The sequence below is a fragment of the Shewanella sp. FDAARGOS_354 genome, from assembly GCF_002209245.2.
GTDB lineage: Bacteria > Pseudomonadota > Gammaproteobacteria > Enterobacterales > Shewanellaceae > Shewanella > Shewanella xiamenensis.
In genome coordinates this window covers 3,024,697-3,039,764 of sequence record NZ_CP022089.2, presented here as the reverse complement: position 1 = coordinate 3,039,764, position 15,068 = coordinate 3,024,697, and the positions used below count along the sequence as shown (strand labels likewise).

13 protein-coding genes are annotated in these 15,068 nt (G+C 48.1%); all 13 read left to right on the top strand.

The genetic code is table 11. The features are described 5' to 3' along the window. Positions 1–351: 351 nt before the first annotated feature. The 13 genes from sirA (at position 352) to CEQ32_RS13655 (ending at position 14,802) form a co-directional block, all read left to right on the top strand. On the top strand, positions 352–2,481 hold the full coding sequence (gene sirA, locus CEQ32_RS13715) for a dissimilatory sulfite reductase SirA (protein WP_037413884.1): 2,130 nt from the start codon (positions 352–354) through the stop codon (positions 2,479–2,481). 61 nt (positions 2,482–2,542) lie between these two features. Next, positions 2,543–2,983: a rhodanese-like domain-containing protein gene (locus tag CEQ32_RS13710; protein WP_037427342.1), complete on the top strand. Its 441-nt coding sequence runs from the start codon at positions 2,543–2,545 to the stop codon at positions 2,981–2,983. A gap of 93 nt (positions 2,984–3,076) precedes the next feature. Beyond that, positions 3,077–3,856: an FKBP-type peptidyl-prolyl cis-trans isomerase gene (locus CEQ32_RS13705; protein WP_037413888.1), complete on the top strand. Its 780-nt coding sequence runs from the start codon at positions 3,077–3,079 to the stop codon at positions 3,854–3,856. 77 nt (positions 3,857–3,933) lie between these two features. Beyond that, a complete protein-coding gene (locus CEQ32_RS13700) occupies positions 3,934–4,608 on the top strand; it encodes a tetratricopeptide repeat protein (RefSeq protein ID WP_037427341.1) in 675 nt (224 codons plus the stop codon). A gap of 86 nt (positions 4,609–4,694) precedes the next feature. Then, a complete protein-coding gene (locus CEQ32_RS13695; RefSeq protein WP_037427340.1) occupies positions 4,695–5,402 on the top strand; it encodes a 4Fe-4S dicluster domain-containing protein in 708 nt (235 codons plus the stop codon). Positions 5,403–5,404: 2 nt separating this feature from the next. Next, positions 5,405–6,352 (top strand): NrfD/PsrC family molybdoenzyme membrane anchor subunit, encoded by a 948-nt coding sequence (gene nrfD, locus CEQ32_RS13690; RefSeq protein ID WP_037427338.1) that lies wholly within the window; start codon positions 5,405–5,407, stop codon positions 6,350–6,352. Between the two features lie 117 nt (positions 6,353–6,469). Further along, positions 6,470–6,961, top strand: coding sequence for a nitrous oxide reductase accessory protein NosL (locus CEQ32_RS13685; protein ID WP_037413896.1), 492 nt, complete (start codon positions 6,470–6,472; stop codon positions 6,959–6,961). A 10-nt stretch (positions 6,962–6,971) separates the two neighbouring features. Then, positions 6,972–8,246, top strand: coding sequence for a nitrous oxide reductase family maturation protein NosD (gene nosD, locus CEQ32_RS13680; RefSeq protein ID WP_037427336.1), 1,275 nt, complete (start codon positions 6,972–6,974; stop codon positions 8,244–8,246). After that, positions 8,243–9,289, top strand: a complete 1,047-nt coding sequence (locus CEQ32_RS13675) for an ATP-binding cassette domain-containing protein (RefSeq protein ID WP_088586199.1) — start codon at positions 8,243–8,245, stop codon at positions 9,287–9,289. The genes nosD and CEQ32_RS13675 overlap by 4 nt, the downstream gene beginning before the upstream one ends. Next, positions 9,286–10,182, top strand: a complete 897-nt coding sequence (locus CEQ32_RS13670; RefSeq protein ID WP_037427332.1) for an ABC transporter permease — start codon at positions 9,286–9,288, stop codon at positions 10,180–10,182. Before CEQ32_RS13675 ends, CEQ32_RS13670 begins: the two co-directional genes overlap by 4 nt. Positions 10,183–10,396: 214 nt before the next feature. Further along, entirely contained in the window at positions 10,397–11,680 is a 1,284-nt protein-coding gene (locus tag CEQ32_RS13665; protein ID WP_037413903.1) for a winged helix-turn-helix domain-containing protein, read from the top strand. A gap of 220 nt (positions 11,681–11,900) precedes the next feature. Beyond that, complete coding sequence (locus CEQ32_RS13660; RefSeq protein ID WP_037427330.1) at positions 11,901–14,027, top strand: M13 family metallopeptidase; 2,127 nt, start codon at positions 11,901–11,903, stop codon at positions 14,025–14,027. 145 nt (positions 14,028–14,172) lie between these two features. Beyond that, positions 14,173–14,802, top strand: a complete 630-nt coding sequence (locus CEQ32_RS13655) for a flavin reductase family protein (protein WP_055648679.1) — start codon at positions 14,173–14,175, stop codon at positions 14,800–14,802. The last annotated feature ends 266 nt before the right edge of the window (positions 14,803–15,068 follow it).

Here is a 15,068-nt window from a genome sequence, read left to right as displayed (position 1 = left end):
GGGTAACTGAGTTTTAACGGAAGGAATGTGATCTGTCTCGGTATTAAAATCGTCATTTGTGGCTTTGGTTCTTTTTGAAAAATCAAAGCTGTTTTTAGGTTTTTTTAGATGTAAAAAAACAGATTTAAAATCTAAAAAATCACTAATAAAATTTTATCAAGTTTATGATTTGTTTGTATTTTTTGGTTTTTAGCTCTATTGATTTCTGAATCAAAATTTAATGTGCTCTAGCGCAGATTTTTTGCTTTTTCTCTCATTCATTATGCCGTCACTGGTCAATTGTTTATGTCGTTCAGTGAACAGTTAGGTTCAGTGGAAAATATAAAACTAATGATAAATTAGGAGTGAATGATGAAGCGATGGAAAACCAAAACAGCCTTAGGCGTGCTGTTTTGTTTAGGTTCTGCCGTAAGCGCTACCACAATCGCATCCGATGCTAAATCGGATGGTAAAGTGGTCCCTGGTGTGGGTAATAAACAACAAACTCACTATACTCAAGATATCTTGGCTAACCCCAATTTAAATGAAAATTTAATGGAGAAATCCCGTGGTGTTAAAACACTGCAGGATTATATTGTTCAAGAGCAAGAATTGTTTGATTTTCTATTTGAAAATCACCCAGTTTTTAAATATGACGCAGAAGGTCGTTTAAAAGGCACTTATAAAGTCAGTGATCGTGGTGAAGAATATTTACACGGTGGTGACAGTGTTGCTTACAGTAAACACAGTAAAGAAGTGAACTCAACTGATGGCACCGCTGTACGTTATAGTTCTTATAACGATGGTCAGCGTCCAAAAGCACTGCAATACCGTTTAGGGGCAAAATCGATTTTAGATTTCCCTAACAAGTTTGTGGGCCCAGAAAAATGCGGTGAGTGTCATGGGCCGCAATACGAAAAATGGAGACGTTCACGTCACTCTAAGACGATTCGCTTCCCTGGCGAACATCCAGAAGTCGATAACGACCTGAAAAAAACCATGTATACCACCAAAGATACCACGATTCTGCCATCGGGTATTACGCCAGACGCTATCTACGCGACTGTGGGTACGCCACGTACTAAATATGGTTTTATCGACGCCTACCTAGTGCGCGGTACTTACCATGTGAAAGACGGTCTGTTGAAAGATGGCACTGGTACTATGGTCGCTGGTGGTAACCAATTCTCCCGCGGTTGGGCTGAGTGGTTAACTCCTGAAATGGCTGCAAAAATTAACAAAGCTATTCCAAGTTTCCCCGTCAAAATGGAAGATTTTGGTACCAGCGGTTCACACCAATGGGGCATGAGCTCATACGGTGCTAAGTATGAGAAGGAATTCCTATTCCAACCAGCTAGCTCCTATTGCGAAATGTGCCATAGCTTCAAGTTTGACTTCCAAACGAAAGATGAATTCTTCGCTGCTTTAGGCAACCCGAAAGAGCTGCAAAAACACACGATTTCTAAAGGGATTACCTGTGAAGAGTGTCATGGCGCAGGCGGCCACTTAGACGGCGGTATTGGTGGCGGTATGCCATCTAACTGTGAACGTTGTCACCAACGCTTCAACTTTGTTGAAGAGTTAGCTGAAACGCCACAGGGTAAAGAGAAGCTGGAATATGCCTTCAACGTGAAGATGAAATCTTCTTGCCCATCTTGCGGTACTGAAGGTTCACAAATGTTTGCCTCTGCTCACTATGACAAAGGTATGCGTTGTTCAACCTGTCACGATCCTCACGAAGTGACCGATGGTGATTGGAAGTCAGGCATTACTAAACCAAAAATCATCAAAGAGTGTACTGAGTGTCATACGGCTCAAGCCGAGATTGCTAAGAACACTAACACCCACAGCAACCAAACTTGCCAAAGCTGTCACATGCCAAACATGGGAAGCTGTGAAAACTTCACTGCGATCCAATTCCCAGATATGGCGGGCTTCGACAACGTTCGTAAGTCACACATGTGGAAGATTGATGTCGATCCACTGCGTAAGACCCTTAACCCACCAGAAGGTAAGTCTCGCGATGCGACGACCAAAGGTTGGACTGTGGCGAAAGATGAAAACGGCTACAACTACCTCGACCTAATGTGGACCTGTGCCCGTACTTCGGCTTCAGACCACGATGTAGTGGAAAACAAAGGTTGTCACAGCCAGTTCCAATCTGAACTTGAAGTGGGTCTGCACTTTGAAGACCAGATGGAAATCTACGGTGAAGTTCAAAAGTGGCAAAAACCAGTTAAAGAAACTTTTGCCCAAGTAGAACAAGCCCTTGCCCGTATCGACAAGCTGTTAGAAGTCACCAAGCTGTCGGTAGAAGACAAGACTCAAGTGCTGATGTTGACCGACAAAGCCCAAGATGTTGTTCGCCTGATCAAGGCTGACGGCTCATGGGGTGCGCACGGCCCAACTTACTCACTGAAACGTCTCGATGCAGCCTTAACCTATGTCACTCAAGCCCAAGCCATTATCGATGGTAAAGGTCTGAGCGCACAGAAAATCTAGTTCGACTCGAGTCTAACTTGTCCCCGGCACATCCGTGCCGGGGAATATACGAGGCCAAATAATGAATAACGTGATCCGACAAAGCCTGATAGGCGGCTTAATGGCACTGAGCTTGGGTGGCATCAGCCTTCCAGCCATTGCAGGGGGCGGTTCTGATATTTCTGAAGCACCCTATAACGAAATTCAGTTGAATCCTATTTCCATGCGGGAAGCAGAGACCTTAGTCGGTAAGCAAGGGGTTTATTTTTTCGACGTAAACACGCTGGAAATCTGGGCGGAAGGTTTTATCCCCGGGGCGGTTTTTTTCAATGTTCAAAATTGGAGAGAGTTACTTCCAAAGAATAAAGATGCGGTGATGGTGTTTTATTGCGCTAACCGCCTTTGTACCGCCAGCAACATGGCTGCACGGGAAACCATGAAGCTAGGTTACACCGGTGTACGCCATATGGCCGATGGTATTTTCGGTTGGCGCATGTCTGGAAGAACAACAGAAAAACCCTAGTAATCAAATAAATATATTAATCGGTTATGGGCAATGTCCATACGTTTTCGGCTAACGCACCAAGCCCTAGGGCTAAATTGTAGAGAACATAAAATGAAAACATCTATGCCAACGTCTTTTATCCCAAAAACCATCACAGTGGCGACCTGCGCCGCACTGTTTGTGTCTATGGCGAGCTTTGCCGCCCCAAGCCTTAAAACCGATGCAGATAAAGCGTCTTACAGTATCGGTGCCTCTGTCGGTAACTACATTTCTGGCCAGGTTTATAACCAAGTGGAACTGGGCGCAGAAGTGAATGTGGACTTAGTGGTTCAAGGTTTTGTGGACGCGCTGAAAAAACAACAGCAATTAACCGATGAAGAAGTGGTGACGTATCTCAATCAACGCGCCGAAGAATTAAATCAAGTGAGAAAAGCCAACGCTGAAAAATTAGCTGCTGAAAATACCAAGGCGGGTGAAGCCTTTCTTGCTGAAAACAAAAAGAAAGCTGGCGTGATTGTGACTGAATCTGGCCTGCAATATGAAGTGTTAACCCAAGGTACCGGTAACAAACCTAATCCTGAGGACGTGGTCACCGTTGAATACGTTGGCAAGCTTATCGATGGTACTGAATTTGAAAACACCGTTGGCCGCAAAGACCCTACGCGTTTTGCCTTAATGACGGTAATCCCTGGTTGGGAAGAAGGCTTAAAACTGATGCCTATGGGCTCTAAATACCGCTTTGTTATCCCAGCAAACTTAGCCTATGGCAATGAATTTGTGGGTGAAATTCCACCGCAATCTACCTTGATCTTTGAAATCGAACTGAAAAATATCGAAAAGCCAAGTGAGAAAAAAGAAGCCCGCATGATGGGCATGATGCCTGCTCACTAAGAGCAAACATCGGGGACTGAGCGTTCGGTTTTGTTCGCTCAGTCATAAGCTTGGAGCGGCAAGCAAAGAGGTTAGGTATGGCAAGTTTAGGGTTCACCATCGCACTCCTATTAAGCGGATTTGTTGCTTGGATATTTTGGCAACACGCACGCTTAAATCAACAGCAAACCGTTGCGGGGCTGCCTTTAGTCTCCTCTGGGTTGCCAGTGCTGTGCAGTGGTGTATTGCTTGCTATGACGCTCGCTATCTACAGCCAAACGGGGCGTTACCAGGATTGGGATAAGGGCATAGTCAATGAACATATTGACTACTTAGTGGCAGCCGATATCACCAAAGCCGTTCGCCTGGTGGACGATCAACCACAAAACCCGCTGGCATTGATGTCACTTGCCCAGGCCTATAGCGCGGGTGGTTTATATAGCGATGCGGTGCAGACCTTGGACAAGTTGCTTGCGTTGGTGGGAGAGGATGCCGAGGTGCTCGGTGCTAAAGCGAATGCACTCTATTACCGCGATGGTCGCCAAATGACGCCGCAAACCCAAGCGCTGATTGCACAGATCTTGGCATTTGCGCCCTTTGAGCCGCAGACCCGCATGTTACAGGCCACCGATGCGTATCTTCATGGGCGTTACCAAGAGGCGATAGACCATTGGCAGGCACTACTGTCACAGCCAACGGCAGAGATTAATCGTGAGGCCATTTTAAACGCCATTGGCAAGGCCCAAAGCAAATTGAATGAAAGTGGATATTAATCAAGTCGCTAGCCATTTTCAGGCATGTAGGAACGATAACGATATAAATAAAAACGTCGGTATAAAACCGATAGATGGAGGATGTTGTGAGTGAAAATATAGAGAGACGGAGGTTCCTTAAAAGCGCTGGCATGTGCTCTTTGATGTTAACACCTTTAGCGGGTTGTTCGGTCAAAGAAGATGCTGACAGCGCCCATAAGTCCCATTACGTCATGGTGTTTGACCAAAATAAATGTGTCGGTTGTGGTGATTGTAAAACCGCCTGTAACCAAGCAAACAACTTACCCGCGGGTGTTTCTCGGGTGATCCTTGAGCAGCAAAGTGGTCGTGTTGAAGGCCAAGCCTGCCCTCATTGCGGCAAGATGAGTTGCGACTGTGAGCGTAAGTTTGTGCGGGTTTCCTGCCAGCAGTGTAAAAACGCCCCCTGTGTCACTGTTTGTCCAACGGGCGCGGCGCACCGCGACGCGAAAACGGGCATCGTGACTATGGATGCGAGCAAATGTGCGGGTTGTAAGTACTGTATTGGTGCTTGCCCTTACAACGCTCGTTACATCAACAAAGAGACGGATGTGGCGGATAACTGTGACTTCTGTTTGCATAGCAAGCTGTCTAAGGGCGAGCTACCCGCCTGCGTGCAGAGCTGTAAGTACGACGCGCTGATCTTTGGTGATGCCAATGATCCTCAGTCCTATGTGAGTAAGTTATTGGCGGTAAAAGACTCAGTGCGGATTAAGCCGCAGTTTGGTACTGAGCCGAGCTTACGTTACATACCAATCGTCAAACTGGGAGTGTAAATATGGATACCAGTATGGAATTTACCCTCGGCTTATCCCAAGGCGTTGCTTGGCCTTGGCCGATTGCAGTGTATTTATTTTTCGCGGGGATTTCGGGCGGGGCGTTAACCATTGCGCTGGCGCTGCGTTTTTACCTAGGCCAGGTTGAAAATACCGCCTTCTTAAAAGCCGCGACCTTGCTGTCCTTTGTGACCATAAGCTTAGGGATGTTATGTCTGGTACTCGACTTGACTAACCCCTTATTCTTCTGGCGAATTTTGGTGTTTTATAACTTAAATTCTGTGATGTCGATTGGTGTTATTGCGCTGTCGGTATATATCCCGTTAGTGGCAGTGGTAGCACTTTTAGCCCTCGAAAAAGAGCTGATGGCCATCCCACAATTGAAGTTTTTAGCGCCGATTATTGCCAAGTTAAAAGGCTTTAGACGCCCAATGGAAGCGCTCGTTTTAATACTGGCGTTATCAGTGTGTGCTTACACAGGCTTCTTGATTTCTGCGCTGATCCGCTTCCCGCTGATCAACACCTCGGTACTCCCTGCGCTGTTTATTGCCTCGGGTCTATCCGCGGGTGGCGCTTCAGCCAAAATGCTGGCGGTGTGGTTATTTAAAGAGCCCCTGCACAGCGGCGAAATGAAGATCCTGCACGGCGCTGAGTGGCCCATTATGTTTGCCGAAGCCATGTTTATTTTCATGATCGCGACAGCACTATTAACGGGTAATGCCGGTGGTCAATTTGCTTTTGCCGCCTTCCATGAAGGTGTGTGGGCAAGCGTATTCTGGATTGGTGTTGTGGGTATCGGCTTTGCCGCGCCACTGCTACTGAACTTTGCGACGGGTAAACATTTTAGCCATTCGGCCAAAGCGTTTTATATGTCGGGAATGTGTGCGGTAGTGGGGATGATGTGTCTACGACTCTTTATCCTGTTAGCGGGCCAAAACTACGCGATTTAACGATGTACTAAGGCCTCGGCCTTTGATGAACCATTTTTTTATCAACCCTCGTCGCAAGAGGTCTGTCCCTGCAAGGTGCCTTGGCGAGGCGTTGATATTTTTCAAAGGATTAACAGTATGAAAAAGTTCTTTGGGTTGTTACTACTCGCTCCTTTGTTATTAGGCTGCAATAAGAGCGAAGCGACCGATCACCAACACAAAGCCGAGATGATCCACGAGCATGATCGTTGCCACCTATGCGGTATGGTGATCACTAAATACCCTGGACCAAAGGGGCAAGTACACCTTAAGGCCGAGAAGATGGTGCCTAAGTTTTGCTCTAGCCGCGATATGTTTAACTTTGCCTTACAGCCTGAAAATAAAAGACAAATTGCTTACATGATGGTGCATGACGCCGCGACAACCGATTGGGAACAGCCTGACGATGGCGCCTTTATCGATGCCGCCAGCGCATTTTATGTTTACGGCACCAGTAAAAAAGCCGTGATGGGGCCAGCCGTCGCACCTTTTAGTACTAAAGCCGCCGCCGAAGCCTTTGCAAAGGAATACGGTGGACGCGTATTAACCTTTGAAGATATCACTCTCGAATTACTCGCTGGCGATAAGTAGGCGATTGATCATGCTGCGTTTATTGCTCCTCTGTTGGCTCTGCACCTTATCCTTTATCGGTGTGACGCAGGAGTTAAGGGTTAAAGATACTGCCTCTTTAACCCAAGCATTGGCGCAGGCGCAGGACGGTGACACACTCGTACTTGATACCGCAGTGTATGAAGGTAATTTCAGTGTCACCCGCTCCATTCATATTAAGGCCGAAGCGGGCGCGACCCTCGATGCCCTACGCCAAGGCAGCGCCCTCACCATTACTGCACCCAAAGTGATTGTCGAAGGACTCAATATCCGCCATTGGGGGCGGGATCTTTACTATCACGATGCAGGCATTTTATTGCTGCCTGGGGCTGACGAGGTGCTAATCAAGGGCAATCGTTTCGTCGGTGATGGCTTTGGGATTTATGGCGAACAACTCGCATCGCCCCGCATTCTTGAAAATAGCATCAGTGGCAATGGCGCCATCTATGTCTTGGACAGGGGCGATGGGATTTTCCTTAAGCATGTGACCGCGCCCGATGTGCAACAAAATCATGTTATCTTTGTCCGCGATGGGGTATATCTCGAGTCGGTGACGGACAGCAAAATTCACCATAATCAATTCGCTAAGCTTCAATACGGCATCCACTACATGTATACCCGAGGTGATGAAGCCTCAAACAATCAAGCGATTAGCGTCGACGGCGGCTACGCATTGATGAATTCACAACAAATCTACCTGCACCATAATCGCGTCAGCCAAGCGCGGGACTTTGGCATTCTGCTCAATATCACCAACGACTCTCATATTCAGGCGAATATCGCTACAGACGTGAAGCATCCCCAAGGTTCGGTAGAACTCGGTAACGAAGGCAAGGGCATTTTTATCTACGCCGCGCAGAATAATCGCATTCAAGATAATGAATTTAGTCACAGTGATACTGGGATCAGCATGGCGATGGGCGGTGAAGCAAACCGCCTTTGGCATAATCGTATTTTGGCCAATCAGACCCAAGTTAAGTACGTCGGCGAGGCGCAGCTGGAGTGGAGTTATCAGGGGCAGGGCAATTACTGGTCTGAATACCGCGGCTGGGATGCTAATGGCGACGGAGTGGGGGATGTTACCCACAGACCTAACGACAATTTAGACAAGCTATTTTGGCTCTATCCCGAGGCGAAACTACTGATGGAAAGCCCGGTGGTATTGCTGCTGCGTTGGGTAGAGCGGCAGTTTCAGCCAACGAGTGTCAGCGGTGTGAGTGATAGTTTCCCCTTAATGCGACTGACCACAGAGGGAGATGGAATATGAGCCATTTTACCAACAACGCTATTAATCCACAGGCACTGACATTAATGACAAAGCAAACTGCTGCCCAAGGGCAAGTGGCTGTTAAGGCCGTGGGATTGAGTAAGCGGTATGCTGAGTTTGAAGCGGTAAAAGATCTTAATTTTGAGGTGTGTACAGGCCAAACCTTAGCGCTGCTAGGCCATAATGGTGCTGGTAAATCTACGCTGATCAAAATGATTTTAGGCTTGGTATCCCCAAGCGCGGGCCAGTTATTTGTGCAGGGGCAAGAGGTACAAGCCAAGCGGGTCAATGCGAGTTTATCTTTAGGCTATTTGCCTGAAAATGTAAGCTTTTATGACAATATGACGGCGCATGAACTCTTAAGCTACTTTGCCAAGCTTAAGGGCGTTGCACCTGTGCGAGTCAACCTTTTACTGGAAGAGTTTGGCCTGATGGCGGCTAAGGATAAACGGCTGCGCACCTTTTCCAAGGGGATGCGCCAACGTTTAGGCTTAGCCCAAGCGGTGCTTGCTGATCCTAAAGTGTTGCTGCTGGACGAACCGACAGTCGGGCTCGACCCTCTGGCATCGGCCTTTTTGTATCAAAAAATGGCGCAACTTAAGGCCCAAGGCTGTGCGATTATTATCAGTACCCACGAGTTAGGTTTAGTGCAAGATCAAATGGATAGCGCGCTGATTTTAGGCCAAGGCCAGATGCTTGCCTCAGGGAATTTGCTCAGTCTTAGGGCTGCAACCTCGCTACCCAGCCTGATTGAATTGCATCACTTTACGCCGCTGCAATATCAGCAGTTGCTAAGCCAAGCGTTGTTCGCCTCACTGTTAGAACCCTCAGCCTCAGACCGAGTGTGCTTAAGGGTGCCTGATGCGCTAAAAGCCAAGGTGATACAGCAATTACACTCCCTGAAGATCCATGAGTTTTCTATTGTGCCGCCGAGTTTACAGGATATTTTTCATTGTTATATGGCGAATCTTCACCCCCAGAGCGCGTCCAGTTGCAACACCTTTGCTGGTACAGAAAACCTTAATTCGGAGTTAGTGGCATGAGCCAAATCTGTCAGTTAGAAAAGCAGCAAGGCTTGTCGAGTTTTCGTCCTCCTATGGCGCTGACATTGATTCAAGCCGTTGCGGTAAAAGAATTTAAAGACAATCTGCGTAACCGTTGGTTATGGCTTATGGCGGGTATGTTATTGATTCTTTCGCTGTGTGTGAGTTTTATGGGCAGCGCAGTATCGGGCAGTTTAGTGGTATTTGAGAGCGCGCAAATTTTTTCTGGTTTAGTCACGCTCGCGGTGTTTATTTTACCTTTGGGTGCCATTTTACTGAGCTACGATAGCTTTGTTGGTGAGCGGGAATCGGGCACCTTGCTGTTGTTGCTGACTTACCCCTTGGCTCGTTGGCATTTGGTTTGTGGCAAATTACTCGGCCACGCCTATGTGATGGCCACTGCCTGTTTATTGGGATTTGGCTTAACGGCCTTGTTGCTGCTTGTCCTTGGAGCCGAACACGCACGGCTGGCCTTAGTGATTGGCTTTATTCATCTGATGGGTAGCGGAATTTTATTGTCCTTAGTGTTTGTACTCTTAGGTTACTGCGTGAGCCTGTGTGTGCGGGAAAAAGCCAAAGCTTTAGGTGTATTACTGCTGCTTTGGTTTGTGTTGGTGTTGGTCTACGATTTGGTACTATTAACAGCCCTCGTCAGTATGGCTGAAGTACTGAATCGTCAACTATTTAACCTATTGATTTTAATCAATCCTACCGATCTTTTCCGGGCTTTAAACTTACTCGCAAACCCTGCCGATACCTTATCGGCAAAGAGTACTCTCGCCCTAATTTCCCAAACGGGTATGGGCTTGCCCTTAATGTATGGTGTATTTGTGGGCTGGTTGACTGTTTTGCTACTGGTTTGTTGCGTTATTTTTAATCGCCAAGAAGTTTAGATACCCCTGCATTAGTTTAAATTTACGCTTAAAAAACAATAGGTAAACTGAGTGTAGAGTCACAGTATTTTATGTTGTTAAAAGGTAAAATAAGCCATCTTGATTTGGTAGCCACAAGTCACGGTTGCTCTCGGGTGAAACTGAGTTTCACTGTGTTTGCCCGTTGTTAGCGCAATCATAGTCTATTGTTTTGGCTTAGTTTTGGGCGCTTAACATGCATAAAATTACTTCATACCTCATGCTAGATGAACAGGCCAAGCTGCTGGTTGACCATGTTCATGGAACCGAGATCGGCCTGACTTTTTCAGAAGCCGCCGTACTCGTGTTGCTGCTGTCATCGCCGAATGCCATTTTTACCAAGGAAGAATTGCTGCAAGTAGGCTGGCCAGATCGCGTGGTCGCACCAACCTCTTTGACCCAATGCATCAGCACATTACGTAAAAAATTAGAGCCTTATACCGAGGTACAGCTCAAAACTGTGGCGCGCCGCGGTTATCAATTACATGTCTCAGAACAGTCCCATGTAAAAATGTTGGCGATTAACGATGCCGATGCTATCCGCGATGCGATTGTGGGTGTCTCTGCTTGGACTAAGGTTGCTGGTATCGTCATGCTGGGGATGATCCTCACCTTGATCTGGTACTGGAGCGATCACCATGCTGTGGTGAAGCATGTCGCGAAATGGAATGCCGATAAATATATCAGCCTGAATATTGGTGGCACCTTAGGTACGGCGCAGGTGTTGTATATCGATGATGAAGAGCATTTACACCCCTCGTGGTGGCAAAAACATTTAGCCCCAGAAGGCAATCATATCGATGGCTTACCTTATTTCAGTGCCTTTGCGTCAACGGATGGTAAAAACTATTCGATGGCAATATGCCCTGCGTTAGATGCCAAGGATTGTACTGGCAAAGGCATCATCAATATCACTTCGATTGATGCTAAACCCGCTGGCCTGAGTATGGCGGAATTTATTCCACTTAGTAAAAAGATGGAAGAGCGGATCCGCTATAACCGCGTAGTCTTACCTGTTGATGATAAAGGGGTTGGGGAGCTACTGGAGCATAACTACCATGCGGATATTTATTTTCCGGTGGCGGGTGAGTTATTGGTTCGCACGGATCTCAGCATGTCGCTGGTGTACGAGGGGCAAAGTCGAGGCAAGTTTTACTCCACCTCATGCATTACCGATCAGGACTGTTTAACCACACCGATTAAGTACACCATTCGGGGCGATTTTGAGCAATATCAAACCCAGATAGGTGATCTCAATGTGGATGTTTTTCATGTCAAAGTATCACAAAAAGAGCTGACCAAACCCGATGAGGTGAGTCACTCGGCCATGCAATTTTACCGCGCGATTCGTAAGCACGATATTCGCGATGAAGATCTGTTCTATTATCGGGTTTATCAAAATAAGGACACTGCCGTTTGGATAGTCCCGCAAATGGGGCAACTGCTGGCGTGGACTCAGTACACTCAAGTTAAGCTCTAACTGCTCATGTTACTCAAACAGCCGATAGTCATCGGCTGTTTTGTTTTGGGCTCGCCGCTCAAAAGCGTGTATTAAAGACTTTGCATTAACTTTCTATCATAAAGTGTGAGTTTCTTTTACATCCCACCATATCGCCAGTTACACTGCCAGACCATGCTAGCAAGCATCTAGATTAGCCAAAATACCAAAAATACAAGAATAACAACGGAAGGAGTCTCTTATGTCGGACCGCCTGATCCCCGCCTTATTACTGTCAACAACAGTACTGACGGGATTAACTGCCTGTGGTGATAACACCAATCAAACCGTCGCCAGCGACAATGCTGCAAAAGTACAAACCAGTGCTGTGCCCGACGCCAGCGAACCCGCTATGCCGATTGGCATTAACCTCGCGGCCATGTCGCCCAAGGTGAAACCCGGTGATGACTTTTATACCTACGCCAATGGCGAATGGATGAAAACCACAGAGATCCCCGCCGATCGCTCAAGCACGGGCGCCTTTTTAGTGGCTTTCCAAGAGACGGAAAAGCATAAGACCAGCCTGATCGCCGACTTAGTCAAGGCCGAACACGCCGCTGGCAGCGATGATGCGCGCATTGCCGATTTCTACAAGGCGTACACTAACACTGCGGCAATCGATGCGGCGGGCATAAAGCCAATGGAAGCCGATTTAGCCCGTTATCAAGCCATTGCGGACAAAAAAGACCTGTCGGCGGCGCTCGGGGCCAATCTGCGCGCCGATGTGGACCCGCTCAATGCCACCGACTTTTTCACCGAAAACCTCTTCGGTATTTTCGTCACCCAAGGTCTGGCGACTCCGGGTGAAGTATTACCTTATTTTCTCCAAGGCGGTTTAGGTTTACCCGAGCGCGAATACTATCTGTCGGACGATCCTAAAATGGTCGAGATCCGCACCGCTTACCGCGCTTATATCGAAACCCTGCTGACCGATGCGGGTATTAGCGATGCTGCTAGCCGTGCAGATCGTATTTTTGCTCTCGAACACAAGATCGCTAGTGCCCACGCCAGCCGTGAAGACAGTGAAGATTTCACTAAGGCATCGGGTGTGTGGAGCCGCGCCGACTTTGACGCTAAAGCCCCGGGTATAGACTGGGCCGCCTTTTTAGATGCCGCCCAGCTTGGCAAGCAAGACAGATTTGCCGCTTACCATGCCAGTGCCATTACTGGCCTGTCGGCGTTGGTGGCCTCTGAGCCGTTGGATGCGTGGAAAGACTGGCTGGTGTTCCACCATATCAACAGCCACGCCGATGTATTGCCATCTGCTATCGATAACGCTTCTTTTGCCTTTAATGGCACTAAGCTGTCAGGCACACCCGAGCAGCGCAGCCGTGATAAACGCGCATTGAGCGCCTTGGATCAATACCTTGGAGATGCCGTGGGCCGCGCCTACGCCGAGCATTATTTCCCGGCCTCGGCCAAGGCCGAAGTCAGCACTATGGTGGATAACATCGTCAGTGCCTTTGGTAAGCGGGTCGAAAAACTCGAATGGATGGACCCTTCAACCAAGAAGGAAGCCTTAGCTAAGGTCGCGACCATCGCCGTTGGCGTGGGTTACCCTGATAAATGGCGTAATTATGATGCTTATGCCGTATCGCCAACCAATGCCTACGCCAATGCCATCAATGGTGAAAAGGTGGAATATGCCCATCAACTCGCCAAAATCGGCAAACCAATGGACAAGGGCGAGTGGTGGATGACGCCGCAAGTGGTTAACGCAGTTAACCTGCCGGTGCAGAATGCGCTTAACTTCCCTGCGGGGATTTTACAGCCGCCATTCTTCGATGCTAAGGCCGATACCGCCTACAACTATGGTGCGATTGGTGCTGTGATTGGCCATGAAATCAGCCATAGCTTCGATAACAATGGTGCGGCGTTCGACTCGACGGGCGCGATGCGTAACTGGTGGACGCCAGCGGACTTTGCTCAGTTTGCCAAACAAGGTGAGGCACTGGCTAAGCAGTTTGATGCCTATGCGCCATTCCCAGATTTGCATGTAAACGGCAAGCTGACCTTAGGTGAAAACATTGCCGACGTGGCGGGCTTAGCGGCCGCACTCGATGCTTACCATGCTTCACTTAATGGCAAACCCGCGCCGGTTATCGATGGCTTTACCGGCGACCAACGCTTCTTTATCGGCTTCGCCCAGACTTGGGCAACCAAGATGCGTGACGAAGCCCTGCGTGCCCGCGTGGCGACCGATGGTCATGCCCCTGGCATGTACCGCGCGCTGACCGTGCGTAACTTAGACGCTTGGTACACCGCATTCGATGTGAAGCCCGGCGATAAGTTGTACTTAGTGCCAGAGGATCGTGTGAAGATCTGGTAAGTTCATCGTCTTAAACAGCATCAACTAAGGGGAACATATTGTTCCCCTTATACTTTGCGCTATTCAGCTATTAGAATATTTAGCGGTTCGCCGAAGTCCTGTAAGATGATGCTTGAGTATTTACATTGTGATTAAGGGATGAGGCATGAGTGTAGAAAACCGCTATTTTTACGAGCCGAGTAAGGGACATGGGTTATCGCACGATCCCTTAAATGCCATTATAGCCCCCAGGCCCATAGGTTGGATCTCCTCCCGCAATGCACAGGGGCAGCGTAATCTCGCGCCCTATAGTTTTTTTAATTGTTTCAACTACAAACCACCGATCATTGGCTTCGCTAGTACGGGCTGGAAAGACAGTGTTGCTAATATCGTCGAGACAGGGGAGTTTGTGTGGAACCTCACTACCCGCAGCCTTGCCGAGAAAATGAATCAAACTTCCGCCATGTTACCCCGTGGGGAGGACGAGTTTGCCTTTGCCGGACTCACCCCAAAGGCTGGCACTATCGTTCAAGCCGAGCTGGTGGCCGAAAGCCCAGTGAATTTTGAGTGTAAGCTTTCTCAATGTATTCAATTAACTGCCGCCAATGGCGACAAGATTGATACTTGGCTAGTCTTAGGTGAAGTGGTTGCCGTACATATCGCCAAGCATTTACTCGATAGTGAAGGGGTGTATCAAACCGCCCTCGCCGAACCCGTACTGCGCGCCGGCGGCCCATCCGCCTACTATGGGATTTCGGAAGAATTAAGGTTTGATTTGCATAGACCTCAGGTGTAAGGGTTGCTCTGGTGCCGCAGGGCTGTGGGTGTTCAAACTTCATTTGAGTTTTAGGCATTAGTTTAACTGTTAACTTTTTAAATCAAAATCTAAGTCAAAGTCGTGGGGCTTCACCCCACACCCGACCAAGGAGGACTGCTCGTCCTATCCTCCTTGGATGCTCCAAGACGCCCCTAGCGAAGTTACATGCATTGATTAGTGGCTTCGTGCTTATTCGAAAATCGCTAACGCTTCCGATGGGTCCGCTTTACATCCCTGTAAAGCAC